The 12,305-nt window shown below is 65.0% G+C and carries 14 protein-coding genes and 1 pseudogene; 8 read left to right on the top strand and 7 right to left on the bottom strand.

Annotated elements, in window-relative coordinates:
• A partial coding sequence (locus tag VF631_RS12065) for a KUP/HAK/KT family potassium transporter (protein WP_431850558.1) occupies positions 1-258 on the bottom strand: 258 nt, incomplete at its 3' end.
• Between the two features lie 117 nt (positions 259-375).
• Between VF631_RS12065 and VF631_RS12060 the strand changes: the two are divergent.
• Positions 376-555, top strand: a pseudogene (locus tag VF631_RS12060) (KUP/HAK/KT family potassium transporter); the annotation flags it as partial.
• A gap of 22 nt (positions 556-577) precedes the next feature.
• Positions 578-1,837 carry a DUF4118 domain-containing protein gene (locus tag VF631_RS12055; RefSeq protein WP_431850556.1) on the top strand — a complete coding sequence of 420 codons (1,260 nt, stop codon included), beginning with the start codon at positions 578-580 and terminating at the stop codon, positions 1,835-1,837.
• Positions 1,838-2,050: 213 nt separating this feature from the next.
• Here VF631_RS12055 and VF631_RS12050 read toward each other — a convergent pair whose 3' ends face one another.
• Complete coding sequence (locus VF631_RS12050; protein WP_431850559.1) at positions 2,051-2,221, bottom strand: hypothetical protein; 171 nt, start codon at positions 2,219-2,221, stop codon at positions 2,051-2,053.
• Here VF631_RS12050 and VF631_RS12045 point away from each other — a divergent pair.
• The 4 genes from VF631_RS12045 (at position 2,141) to VF631_RS12030 (ending at position 8,127) form a co-directional block, all read left to right on the top strand.
• On the top strand, positions 2,141-2,404 hold the full coding sequence (locus VF631_RS12045) for a hypothetical protein (RefSeq protein WP_431850557.1): 264 nt from the start codon (positions 2,141-2,143) through the stop codon (positions 2,402-2,404). The two genes, VF631_RS12050 and VF631_RS12045, sit on opposite strands and share 81 nt — an antisense overlap.
• Before the next feature lie 776 nt (positions 2,405-3,180).
• Positions 3,181-4,653, top strand: a complete 1,473-nt coding sequence (locus tag VF631_RS12040) for a ShlB/FhaC/HecB family hemolysin secretion/activation protein (RefSeq protein WP_431850555.1) — start codon at positions 3,181-3,183, stop codon at positions 4,651-4,653.
• Between the two features lie 119 nt (positions 4,654-4,772).
• The gene (locus tag VF631_RS12035) at positions 4,773-7,451 is read left to right on the top strand and encodes a filamentous hemagglutinin N-terminal domain-containing protein (protein ID WP_431850554.1); all 2,679 of its coding nucleotides are present in this window, start codon (positions 4,773-4,775) and stop codon (positions 7,449-7,451) included.
• 31 nt (positions 7,452-7,482) lie between these two features.
• The gene (locus tag VF631_RS12030; RefSeq protein WP_431850553.1) at positions 7,483-8,127 is read left to right on the top strand and encodes a L,D-transpeptidase; all 645 of its coding nucleotides are present in this window, start codon (positions 7,483-7,485) and stop codon (positions 8,125-8,127) included.
• Between the two features lie 21 nt (positions 8,128-8,148).
• On the opposite strand, the gene VF631_RS12025 is transcribed toward VF631_RS12030, so the two are convergent.
• Positions 8,149-8,976 carry a M48 family metalloprotease gene (locus tag VF631_RS12025; RefSeq protein ID WP_431850552.1) on the bottom strand — a complete coding sequence of 276 codons (828 nt, stop codon included), beginning with the start codon at positions 8,974-8,976 and terminating at the stop codon, positions 8,149-8,151.
• A 602-nt stretch (positions 8,977-9,578) separates the two neighbouring features.
• On the opposite strand from VF631_RS12025, the gene VF631_RS12020 reads away from it, so the two are divergent.
• The gene (locus VF631_RS12020; RefSeq protein WP_431850551.1) at positions 9,579-9,713 is read left to right on the top strand and encodes a hypothetical protein; all 135 of its coding nucleotides are present in this window, start codon (positions 9,579-9,581) and stop codon (positions 9,711-9,713) included.
• Positions 9,714-10,205: 492 nt separating this feature from the next.
• Here the strand turns inward: VF631_RS12020 and VF631_RS12015 are convergent, their stop codons facing one another.
• From VF631_RS12015 to VF631_RS12005, 3 genes are all read right to left on the bottom strand, one after another.
• Positions 10,206-10,355 carry a hypothetical protein gene (locus VF631_RS12015; protein ID WP_431850550.1) on the bottom strand — a complete coding sequence of 50 codons (150 nt, stop codon included), beginning with the start codon at positions 10,353-10,355 and terminating at the stop codon, positions 10,206-10,208.
• A 78-nt stretch (positions 10,356-10,433) separates the two neighbouring features.
• The gene (locus tag VF631_RS12010; protein WP_431850549.1) at positions 10,434-10,562 is read right to left on the bottom strand and encodes a hypothetical protein; all 129 of its coding nucleotides are present in this window, start codon (positions 10,560-10,562) and stop codon (positions 10,434-10,436) included.
• A 37-nt stretch (positions 10,563-10,599) separates the two neighbouring features.
• Entirely contained in the window at positions 10,600-10,968 is a 369-nt protein-coding gene (locus VF631_RS12005) for a hypothetical protein (RefSeq protein ID WP_431850548.1), read from the bottom strand.
• A gap of 98 nt (positions 10,969-11,066) precedes the next feature.
• Between VF631_RS12005 and VF631_RS12000 the strand changes: the two genes are divergently transcribed.
• Positions 11,067-11,831, top strand: coding sequence for a hypothetical protein (locus VF631_RS12000; protein ID WP_431850547.1), 765 nt, complete (start codon positions 11,067-11,069; stop codon positions 11,829-11,831).
• 237 nt (positions 11,832-12,068) lie between these two features.
• Here VF631_RS12000 and VF631_RS11995 read toward each other — a convergent pair whose 3' ends face one another.
• Positions 12,069-12,299 (bottom strand): hypothetical protein, encoded by a 231-nt coding sequence (locus tag VF631_RS11995; RefSeq protein WP_431850546.1) that lies wholly within the window; start codon positions 12,297-12,299, stop codon positions 12,069-12,071.
• Positions 12,300-12,305: the final 6 nt, after the last annotated feature.

Below are 12,305 nucleotides of genomic sequence, written 5' to 3'. Positions count from 1 at the left end.
ATCGCCGTAGAAGAGCGCGGCGGCGAGCACGCCCAGCATCACCAGGCCCGCCGTCCACCTCTTCTCGCCCAGGGTGCGCGAGATCAGTGCGAGCAGCGAGAAGGACCCGCCCTCGCCCTTGTTGTCGGCGCGCATGGCGATGAACACGTACTTGGCGGTGACCACCAGCATGAGTGACCAAAACACAAGGCTGAGGACGCCGAAGATGTTGCCGCGCGATGCGGAAGCTCGGGACGATCGGGCAGCCTGACGGAACATGGCCTCTAAATGCGCGGGCGGTACCCCTCCGTCGAGGTGGTTCATAACGCTTCGCCTAGGCCGTCGCTGCCGATCCACATGGAATCTTTATGCGGTCCCGTCGCAGTGGCATGCCCCATGGCTACCATCGCAAACACCGCGGCCGCGGCATCCACGCCCGACCAGACCCACAAGCATTCGTTGCCGGCCTTGATGCTGGGCGCGATCGGCGTCGTCTACGGCGATATCGGCACGTCGCCGCTCTACGCCCTGAAGGAAAGCTTCATCGGCCCGCACCCGCTCACCGTCGACCGGCTGCTATCCGGAAGCGGCTCTGTTGGTGGCGCTCTCGACCCTTGCCGGCCTTTTAGTCGCGCCGCGCTGGGGCAACTCCGCCGTCGATCTGCTCTACCTTCCGGCCGTGCTCGGGGCGGCTCTCCATGCCGGTTTGCGCCCAGCCCTGTTCAGCGCGCTCGCGTCGGCCCTGGCCTACAACTACTTCTTTACGGCACCGAGTGGCTCCCTCCGGGTGTCGAGCCCAACCGATCTGTTGACCGTGATCGTGCTGTTTCTGGTCGCTGTGGTCGCCAGCCAACTCGCTGCTTCGGTCCGCAAGCAGGCGCAGATCGCCACGGCTCACGCCGCGCGGAATGCCACCATCGCGGGGCTCGCGCGCCGACTGCTCTCGTGCCGATCGGAGGAGGAAATCGCCGTTGTCGCGAGCGAGCAGCTGGCCGCGCTTCTCAAATGCAATGCGTTGCTGTTGAAAGCTGCCCCCGAACCGGAGGTGATCGCCTCCACGCCGGCTGCGGTGACGCTCGGCCCGAGCGACGTTGCGGCCGCGACGCTCACATTTGAGAGCGGCGAGCCAGCCGGGCGCGCCTCGTACCGCGCGAACACTGCCGAATGGCAGTTCCACCCCGTCCTCTCAGAGGACGCGGTGGTCGCCGCGATCGGCCTCGCCCGCGACGACGGCGCCCCACCGGTCAGTGCGGATCAACTTCCACTCTTACAAAACCTGCTTGATCAGGTCGCGCTGGCGCTCGCCCGGGCACGCGTCGAAGCGGCGGCACGCGAGTTTGCCGCCACCCGCGCGCGCGACCGCATCCGGTCCGCCTTGCTGGCGACCATCGCGCAGGACCTGATGCCGAGCGCCACCGGCCTCCTCGAGAGCGTCGATGGGCTCCGCCGCAGTGGCGCGGGCGACCGGGAACTCGTCTCGGCCATGGCGTCGCAGGCGGGCAAGCTGCAGCGCTACATCGCCAACCTCGCCGATCTCGGCCTCGATGGTGACCGCCGCCCGATCGAGGCACAGGGCGTGGCGATCGACCTCTTCCGGCGCACTGTGCGCCGAGACGGCGCCGAGGTGCATCTCCCGCCCAAGGAGTTTGCGGTTTTGGCGGAGTTGGCCAAGCATCACGGCCGCGTGCTCACCCACGCTCACCTGCTGCGCACGGTCTGGGGACCGGCTCAGGAGGCGCAGATGGACTATCTGCGGGTGGCGGTCCGGGGGCTCCGTCAGAAGCTGGAGCGGGTTCCATCACGCCCGAAGCTGATCATCAACGAGCCCACAGTCGGATACAGGTTAGCTTCCGACTGAGACGACGAAGGTGATCGTCCACCTTCGCGCCCCTAAGCGGACCGCGTGCTCTCGGCGGCTCCAAGCCGAACCTAAAATATATAACGAACGTCCGCTTTCGAGCAGCGGCTAAGACAGTCTGGATAACCGTCCGGGTCATCGGCGGTTGGCGCTCGACAGGTGTTGGCAGGCTTCCAATCCATGTAGCAAGCGCGCAGTATCGGCAGCATGTCGTCAGTTCCAAGCACCGTCGCCTTCATCGTCGATCAGGCTGGCGGGGCGCCAAACAAGGTTACCGCTCGCCCTATGTTTGGTGAGTATGGCTTGTATCTTGAAAGCAAACTCGTAGCGCTCGTGTGCGACGACCAGCTCTTTGTAAAGCCCACCAACGGCGGTCGCGCGCACGCTCCAGATGCTAGCGAGGCACCGCCTTATCCAGGTGCCAAGCCCTGCCTCGTGATCGACGCAGAGCAGTTAGAGGATCGGGAGTGGCTGGCGGAACTGTTTCGCCGCACCGCATCCGAGCTGCCTCTACCCAAGCCGCGGGCCAAGCGGATGCCCCGACCTAGCACCGGCGGTTCAATGTGAACGTATGTCCGCTTCTGGCTGGCGGGCGGTCGGCTCTGAGCGTCCGCATATGGGTCAACCTGGCTTCTGCACAAGGTTGGTTTTCACACCCGCGACGGAGATTGGCAACGGCTAAGCGGTAGGTTCAAGCGGGCCTTCAAGTCCGAGAAGTGCAGAACTGGTCCATCAGCAACTACCCTCGGTTCTACGTGCAAAACTGGCGCGCGGAGGAGCGTGCGACGGTCTTGTTGTTCGTGGCAGGCGCCCACCACTCGTCGAAGGCGATGTGTCGCCCGCTTGATGATCGCGTGCGCGAGCCGCCGCTCGACCCTTGGGCACTTAGAACTGACCGGGACGGCCCGGTGCCGCCGAATATGCCAGCCAAGACGATGAACTACGCGCCGCACGTTAATCTTATTTAAGCTTCTGCAGGATTATTAACCATTGCAGCGCTGATCCGAGCTTCGACCTGAAGCGGCTCACTGCCCCGGGGGTCTGATCGAACCCATCGATCACCCCATGGGAAGCTTAGCTACGTGTGTACCCTCGCCGCTGCGCGGGGGACGTCACGCCTAAAGACGCGGCGGCGAACGAGGTTAGCTATGTTCAAGGTGAGCGTGACGACAGCTGCGTTGCTGACATTGAGTCAGGCTGCGCTAGCACAGCAGGCGCCAAGTGCGGGTACCCAGTTACAGCAAATTCCGCCCCAGCCCCTTCCTCGGAAGGCCGAGCCCGGGATCACGGTAGAGCGGTCGACCTCTCCCTCGGAACCCATTGAGGGCGGCGCCACGGTCCGGGTGGCTTCGCTGCGCATCACGGGCAACACCCTCTTCAGCGAACGCGAGTTGATCGCTGCCGCCAATGTGGTTCCCGGCACCGAGCTTACTCTGTTCGAATTACGCAAGTCCGCTGCAAGGATCTCCGATTACTACAACAGCCGGGGCTATTTTCTCGCCCAGGCATATCTGCCGGCGCAGGACATCAAGGATGGAGCGGTGACCGTTGCCGTTGTCGAAGGCAATTACGGCAAGCTCAATGTGCGCAACAGGGCCAAACTCTCCGACCGAGTGACGACCGACATTCTGAGCGGGCTCGACACCGGGTCCCCGGTCGCGAACGCGCCGCTCGAACGGCGTCTCCTGCTGCTGTCCGACATTCCGGGAGTAGTCGTGAAATCGACGCTCGCGCCCGGCGCGCTGCTGGGCACGTCCGACCTCATCGTCGACATTGCTCCGGGCCGCCGCGTCACCGGCAGCGTCGAGGCGGACAATGCGGGCAATCGCTACACCGGCAATTACCGCGCCGGGGGCTCGGTCAACCTCAACAACCCAACCGGGCTGGGCGATCTTCTCAGCCTTCGCCTGCTCGTTTCAGAAGGTGGTCTGGCGTACGGCCGCGCCTCGTATCAGGCTCTCGTCGGCGACGGAGCCGTAGGGTTGGCTTACACCCACTTGCGCTACGAGCTCGGACGCGAATTCGAGAGCCTCGACGCGGACGGCAGCGCCGACATCTTCAGCGTTTTTGGCAGCTATCCGCTGGTGAGATCGCGCGGCGCCAACTTCTATGCGCTCGCCGGCGTCGATGTGAAACTGCTCGAGGACAGGATCGGCCTGGTTTCGGCCGAGTCGGACAAGCAGGTCGAAGTCGCGACCCTTGGCTTCAGCGGCGACTCCCGCGACGATCTCGGTGGCGGCGGCTGGAATACCTTCTCCGGCGGCGTGTCGGTCGGCAATCTCGACATCCAGAACCCGGCGGAACGCGCGGCTGACGCGCTCACTGCGCGCAGCGATGGGGGCTTCGGCAAGCTCCAGGGCAGCGTTGCTCGCCTGCAAACGTTGAGCGGGCCACTCTCGCTTTACGCTTCGCTGCGTGGGCAACTCGCCTTCGACAATCTCGACAGTTCCGAGAAACTGCAGCTGGGCGGCGCTTATGGCGTGCGCGCCTATCCAGAGGGCGAGGCTTACGGCGATCAGGGTTATATCGGAACGATCGAAGCGCGGCTGATGCTGGCCCCATGGGCGGCGGCGCTGCCCGGCCAGCTCCAGCTGATCGGCTTCGTCGACGCAGGTGAAGTCGACTATTCCGAGGACCCCTGGTTCGCTGGGTCGAACCACGCCAGTCGCAGCGGCTTCGGCGCGGGCCTCACCTGGTTCGGCCCGCACGATCTGGTCCTCCGGGGTAGCTACGCCCACAAGCTGGGCGATGCGGAAACGACCTCGGGGCCCGACAAGCCCGGCCGCGCCTGGTTCCAAATCTCCAAGCTGTTCTGATGGCCCGATCAGCAAAATCGCGGCTCACGCCGCTTCCGATGAAGAAGGACGCCATCATGAACAGCAAGTATGAAACCGGAACGCCTCCCCCAGCCAGCGGCCCCCGTTGGAGGAGAGCCTTGTCCGCTTCCACGGCCATCGGTCGGCTGGCGAGCCTGGCCGTTCTTGGAATGGCGGCCTCTGCGGCCGCACAGGCGCAGAACCTCCCGACCGGCGGCTCCGTATCGTCCGGCAGCGCCACGGTGTCTGCGGGCTCGAACGGCCTCACGATTAATCAGACGAGCCAGAATGTCGCCCTGAATTGGCAGACCTTCTCGATCGGCGCCGACAACAACGTCACGTTCGTTCAGCCCAACAGCAAGTCGGTCGCCCTGAACCGCGTGCTTGGCGCCGATCCCTCGGTCATCCTTGGAGGCCTCACCGCCAACGGCAAGGTGTTCCTGATCAACCCGAACGGCATCCTGTTCGGGAAAGGCGCAAACGTGAACGTGGGCGGCCTGGTCGCCTCGACGCTCGGCATCTCCGACGCCGACTTCATGGCCGGCCGCTACGCCTTCTCCGGAAGCGGGGGCGCGGTGCTCAACCAAGGCTCGATCAACGCCGACGGCGGCTATGTCGCTTTGCTTGGGGCGAGCGTCAGCAACCAGGGCGTGATCCAGGCCAATTTCGGCACCGTCGCGCTTGCAGCGGGCGAAGCGATCACGCTCGACGTGGCCGGTGACGGGCTGCTCAACGTCGCGATCGACAAGGGCGCCGTCAGCGCCTTGGTCGAAAATGGCGGCCTCCTCCGCGCCGACGGCGGCCGCGTCCTGATGACCGCACAGGCAGCCGGCGCGCTGCTCCGGACCGTCGTCAACAACAGCGGCATCATCGAGGCTCGCACGCTCGAAAACCGCAACGGCACGATCATGTTGCTGGGCGACATGCAGAGCGGCACGATGAACGTGAGCGGCGTGCTCGACGCCAGTGCCGTCCAGGGCGGCGACGGCGGCTTTATCGAAACGTCGTCCGCCACCGTGAACATCATCGACGGCGTCAAGGTCACCACGGCCGCGCCGCTCGGTCAGACCGGCACCTGGCTGATCGATCCGCAGGACTTCACCGTCGCTGCGACCGGCGGCAACATCTCGGGCGCCACGCTTTCCGCTCAGCTCGTGACCAGCAGCGTGGTCATCAGCACCCTCGCCTCTGCAGGAGACAATACGGGCGGCGCCGGCGACATCCACGTCAATGATGCGGTTGCCTGGACGGCATCCGGCGCGCCGACGACCCTGACGCTGAACGCGGTTCGGGACGTCAACATCAACGCCGCGATCACCGCCACCAACGGCAATGTCGTGGCGTGCTGCGGCCGCGACGTGAACGTCAATGCGCCGATCACGACCACCAACGGCAGCGTGCTGCTCAACGCCGGCCAGAATGTGAACGTCTTTCACGCGATCACGACCACCGACGGCAACATCGCCCTGTGCGCGGGTCACGACGTCCACATCGATGCCAAGGTCACGCTCACCCGGGGCACGACCATACCGGCTCAGAGCCTTGGTCTCCCGGTGGGTCTGACTCTGATCGCCGGTGCTGACGGGACGGGACCAGGCGTCGGCGGGGGAACGATCATCTTCGCTCCCCTCGCGCCTCCTATCACGGTCACGGTGGCGCCGGTTACGATCAACTACAATCCGGTATCCTATTCCGCGCCCACGGATTTCGGCACCAAGTTCGTTCTGACCGAGGGCGCCTCGCTCACCCAACGCATGCTGTTGTTCCCGAAGGGAGACAAGGTCTTCGACGGCACGACCAGCACTACCCTGGCGGGCTTCAATACCAATGCGGTTTCGGGCGTCCCCACCGGCGTCACGCTGGTGGCAGGCGCGGGCGCGACCGCTGCCTTCGACAGCAGCGCCGCCGGGTCGGGCATCGGGATCAGCTACTCTGGCTACAGCCTCGCCGGGCCGAACGCCGATCGATATGCGCTGGCGAGTTTCTGCTGCGCCGCCGGCTTCAACACCACGGGAACGATCACGCCAGCCGCGGCGCCTCCTCCTCCTCCTCCCGTCGTCGCGCCGCCGCCGGTCGTTGCGCCGCCGCCTGTAGTCGTGCCGCCGCCGGTGGTCGCGCCGCCAGTCGTTGTGGCGCCGCCGGTTGTGGTGGCGCCGCCGGTTGTGGTTGAACCGCCGGTGGTTGTGCCCCCGCCGGTGATCGCGCCACCCCCCCCGCCTCCGGTTGCAGAACCGCCTCCTGTCGTGACGCCACCGCCCGTCGTAGCGCCCCCGCCCGTGGTGGCCCCGCCTTTTGTCGCGCCGCCTCCCGTGATTGTGGCGCCCCCGCCAGTGGTCGTCGCGCCGCCCCCTCCGGAGGTTGTGACGCCGCCGCCGGTGGTCGTCCCGCCTCCACCCGTCGCGGCGCCTCCGCCCGTGGTCGTCGCCCCACCGCCGGCCGTAGTGCCGCCCGTGGTGACGCCCGCGCCGGTGGTCGTGCCTGCCCCGGTAGTAACCCCGCCCGTCATCCCGCCCGCCGCGCCCCCGGCCGCCGCGCCGCCCGTCGCTACGGTGCTGGTGCCCCTGATGCAAGCACCCGCAGCGCCGGTCGCCGCGCCCCTTGCCCCGCAGCTTGCGGTGATCGGTGGCGGAGTTCGGATGCCGACCCTTCAATTGGCCGCGATCGAGGAGCTCGACCGCCCGATCGAGCGGGCAAGCAGCGAGGTTGGGAAGAATGCTTTTCTTCCCGTAGCGCAGCCGGTTCAGCCGGCGCCCAGCCCGGTGGTCCCGGTTTATCCGCGCAAGCAGGCTCGTCATTAAACGCCAAGTGCCGGCCGCGCTCAGGACAGGAGTGTTTCTCCTCGTCCTGGCCGCTGCCGGCCTGGGCTCGTCTCCAGCCGTCGCGGCTGGAGCTCCGCCTCGGGCACACGCCCCCGCAGCTCAATGGGCTGCAGACTTCGATGGCGAAGCCGCATCTCCGGTCGTGCGGGAGCTGCTGCACTGGATCGCCACCTCCGCCGACAATCGTGCCCTGCCGTTCATGGTGATCGACAAGCTGAACGCGAAAGTCTTCGTGTTCGATCGCCAAGGAAAGCTGCAAGGTGCCACAGCCTCGCTGCTCGGCTTGGGTCGCGGCGACGACAGTGCCCCCGGGATCGGGCAGCGCAAGCTGGCGACGATTAGCCCCGAGGATCGGACCACGCCGGCCGGGCGCTTCGAGGCAGCGCTGGGGCATGATTTCGAGCAGGATATCCTCTGGATCGATTATGACGCGGCGCTCTCCCTTCACCGCGTGATCGCCGGAAATCCCAAGGAGCGCCGGCACCAGCGGCTTGCATCGCCATCGCCGCTCGACAACCGAATTTCATACGGGTGCATCAACGTGCCGGCGAAATTCTACGATGCCATAGTTGTTCCGGCTTTCACCGGGACAGTCGGCATCGTCTACATACTGCCCGAAACAAAGCCGCTCGGAGCAGTTTTCGCCATTCGTTGAATCAGCCCTCCGGGCGGAGGTTCAATCTCGGCCTGCGGCGATCTCGCGCTTCAGCAGCGCCAACCTTCGGCGCAAGGTCGGGTGAGTTCGTGCTCCGGGCGCGGACGGGCTGGCCCCGGCTACATCGGTGAGAAATTCGCCGGCGCCGGTGAGATCATAACCTGCCGCCCTGGCCAGCCTCACGGCAAGCCGGTCGGCTTCTTCCTCAGCTTTCTGCGTCCCTCGGGCCGCAGCGCCCGAGGGGAGGAAAAGCCTGCCTTGCCGATCGGGAGCGGAAGCCAGCCGCCGCCCATGATGAAGAAGATTATGCGCGAGCTCATGGGCGATCACCAAAGCGAGGTCGTCATCGTCCCTGCACCGCCGAAGAATGCCCACACTGACCACCACTCGCTCCCCGTCTGCCCAGGCATTCACGACATCAGCCGGGAGAAGTTCCACATTCGCTGGACAGCCGCGATCGGCGAGGAATCGCACGTCATGTTCGCCGCGCGAGCTGCGGACGCGAAGGACGATCTCACCGTTCTCCAATGCCTGAGCGATCATCCGCTCGGCGCGCTCGACAGGGGCGCGGCTCGGGCTCAGCGGGGCTGCCGCGTTCGCCGCCAGGGCCTGTCCGTTGATGGCGATCAGGCGGTCGTCGGCCGCGAGGCCGGCCCTTGCCGCCGGGCTGCCTTCCACCACCGCCATCACGTTCACATTCGCGCCGAGGCCAAAATGGCGAGCCGCTTCCTGGCGATCGGCCGCTCCATATTGCTCCAGACTGTGCAGGATGAGACCGTGCTGCGGGGCGAGGATATCCGCGCACCTGGCCGCGTTGGCGAGCGAGAGTCTGTACGCCACGCTCGCCACTCGCAAATCCTGCGTCCGGAGGGACTCAAATCGCGCAGGAGAGGATTGGCTGGCCGCTATCGCGGAAGCTCCCCAGGCGACACATAGCGCCAACGCAGGAGCGAACCACGAGAGGGGGCGGGCCCTGAGGCACGTATTGGCTGAACTCATTCCGCTGATTAGGACCGATTCGTAGCGGCCGGGAACCTGCAAAGGGTGCCTGCCCCGGATCGTGTCGGCCCGGCACATGGGCGATCCTGCTCGTTAATCAGCTCAGAATTGTTCGCTGTCGCGACAACGGCCGAGTGGGAGCGGATAAATTACAGCCGATCCCGAGCGGAGACGGCCGGCTTAGGCTACCTGCCAGCCCTGCCCCGGCGGCTTCCTCATCGCGCAAGCACAGCTCGTGCATGTGCTGACGAACTGGCCGAACTCCCAGTGGCTGGCGCGCAGGTCGGCCGTATGCCGCCCGAAGAACTTGTGGAACAGAGCCGCCGGCCCTCTCGCAGCAGCGTTGCTCAATGTATCGTGCCCGGTGAAGGGGGGCTGGAAGCCTCGAGCGCACGGTCCCGATACACTGCGGCGGCTTTCAGGTGGCCAGCGCTTTCGGCGGGATCTGTCGCTTGGCCGGCGAGATATACGGCCCCTTGCTCGAGAGCGGCATAGTAGGCGCCATCGTGCCAGTCGCTTATCGGTGGGTTGATGCGAAGTTTGCCGTGAAGGCCGGCGCGATGTCCATCGATCGGCTGGGCTTCTGAGCTCTTTGCCTTCTCTGCCACGGCCAAGGACAGCCTCTTGCGGCCGAGCCAGTTTGAACGTTCCATCGGTGATCACCTTCTCCAAGCGAGAGCACCAGCAGTGTCTCTCAGTCACGGGACGCTTGCGAAAGGATCAGGTGATGAGCCCTGTTTGCACGGATGGAGCGAACTAGCGACCCAATTGTGCTGAGATGCTGGTGAAACGGGGCTGAGTAGCGGCCGTCTGGCTCGTGAGCCTTGAGGATCGGGGCAGTGATTACGAAAACCACTGCCCCGCCCTCGATACGCTACGGAAGGGGCTCGCCGGGGCCGGTGCTTGGCATACAGCGCCAACTCAGCGCCGGCCGGAGCGAGCGAGACTGCTATGGGAGACTTTGCGTGTTCCGGGCCTTAACGAGTGCGACAGCGCTCGTTCATCGCTTTGGAAACGGCCTTTCCACTGCTGCTTCAACAGGAACGATGCCGATTCGCCTTTCTCGCCAGCAAACAAAACTATTCTGGTTTGGTCCGCAGATGAGCCTTGCGACGCTGGAGAACCCGCTGAGCTTTGGAATTGATCTCCGTGGACTGCTGCAGTTCCTCCCGCAGCGCATCCTCCTTTGCTGAGATTTCGGCGATCTCCGTTTCAGGATTGTGTGTCATGTTAGCTCCACTTGGATTGGCGGCGCCTGCCCTGGCGCGAACGTCCAGCCTCACACCAGGCGGCAGGCACCGCTGGATTCAGTCATCTTCGTCATCGTTTCTGTCGCCTTGCTCAGTGCGGGACTCATCGTCATCGTCGCCCTGAGGAGCTCCACAAGCTGAAAGAGTGAGCAGCGCAACGGCTGCGGTGGCGACCAGGATCTTCATCTTCTGCTCCTCCTCGACTGCGCAGCGCAGCCTGTGCTTAGGTCGGTAGAGTCTCGAGAGTGCGGGCCTCGAATGCCGCAAGCGCTATGTCCATGCGATCGATCACAGACTGGAAGAAGCTGGCGTGCTCCTTTGTCACGTCCACATCCGCTGCAACATCCGAGCGGTCGAAGTAGGTATCGCCACCCTCATTGATGCTCGCCAACAGGCGCACCGCGTCGTGACGAGTTTGGCGGCAGGCCTCGATGGCCCGACGATCAATATCCGTAAGCAGAGTTCCGATGACATCGCCTCCGTGCGTTTCGCTAGGCGTACAGGAAGCGATATGCTCGCGATAGGTGGCCTCGTAACCAGAGGACGATTGCCAGGATACGCGACCGGTAATCGAAGCACCGAAGTTTTCCAAAACGGTTAAATGAACCTTGGCCCTGATCGCCGTTCAGGAATATCAAAGGTCGCGACGCGCTTACTTCCCGAAGACGCAGTGCGTCAAAGGAGCAGACGATGAAGAAGATCACTTTGAGCGTGGCCGTGATTTCAGCGCTGGCCGCCTCCGCACCGGCCGCCGCGCAATATTCCGGCACCGGTTACGAGGCCGGCGCTGATGCGAACGGCAATATCGCCGCCCGCGTCGGGCAGCTGCGGATGCGCTTGCAAGCAGGCGTCCAGAGCGGAACGATCAGCCGGCAGGAAGCGGGACCGCTTCGCCAGCAGCTCCAACAGCTGAGCCAACTGGAGCGGCAGTATAGCGTGAACGGAATTAGCGGTCGTGAGCGAGCCGACCTCCAGCAACGCTTACGCACCTTGCGCCAGCAGCTACGGGTGGCGGACGGCGGCAACCAGCGATGGGACCGTGACAACAGCGAAGACGGCTACGACCGTAACGGCCAATACAGCCGTAGCGCCGATTACGGGCGCGACGGCCGATATGGCCAGTATGACCGGAACGACCGCGTCGACGGCAACAATGACGGCTATGACGATCGCGATTACGCCCGCGACGGCCGCTGGGATGACGACCGGCAGGGCGACGATTATCGTCAACCCGTGCAGCGCGGCGGCCTTGCCGGCGTGGTGGATGCTCTGATGGGCGGCCGTGGGCTCCGGGTCGGCCAGCGGGCGTCCGAGAACCTCTACGGCGTACCGAGCGAATATCGCGGCCAATATCGCGATGGCAATGGCGCCTATTATCGCTCGGACGGTCGGCAGATCTACCAGATCGACGCGCGCACCGACACCGTGGTGCGGGTATTCCCGATGGGTCGCTAATCCGGCTCACCCTCAGCAATCAGTGAAGGAGGAGTGCCCCGGCTCGCGCGCCGGGGCGCCTCGATCCTTTCGAATTTGGGCTGTTCAAGCATGAGTGATGACCCGGCTCAGCGGGGTCGAGGGGCTGATCCGCAGCACAGGGGGCGACAAGAATCACGAAGAGGCGATGGACCAGCCGAATAAGAAGGAGGCCTCTTAGAGCAGGTGCCTGCCGGCACAGTATCCCGGACGATCTTCTTAAGTCTCGTCCTCGTCCGTTTCGTCCGCGTTCCACTCCTCGATGGCTTCTGCGCGGGAGGTGCTTCTCGTCTCAGCAACGGCGTCCAGCTCGTCGGCCCGAGTCTCCCACGCGGAAGCGCTGCGCTCGAGGCGGAGACGGCCATTCTCCGTGTCCATCGCTTCAGCCCGTACGCGGTCCTGCACCGCATGATTCCTGCACGCTGCCGGAGAGTCTTGGTCGCTTTTCATGCCGCT

This window comes from Allosphingosinicella sp. (assembly GCF_036387615.1).
GTDB lineage: Bacteria > Pseudomonadota > Alphaproteobacteria > Sphingomonadales > Sphingomonadaceae > Allosphingosinicella.
This window is presented reverse-complemented; position numbering and strand designations above follow the sequence as displayed.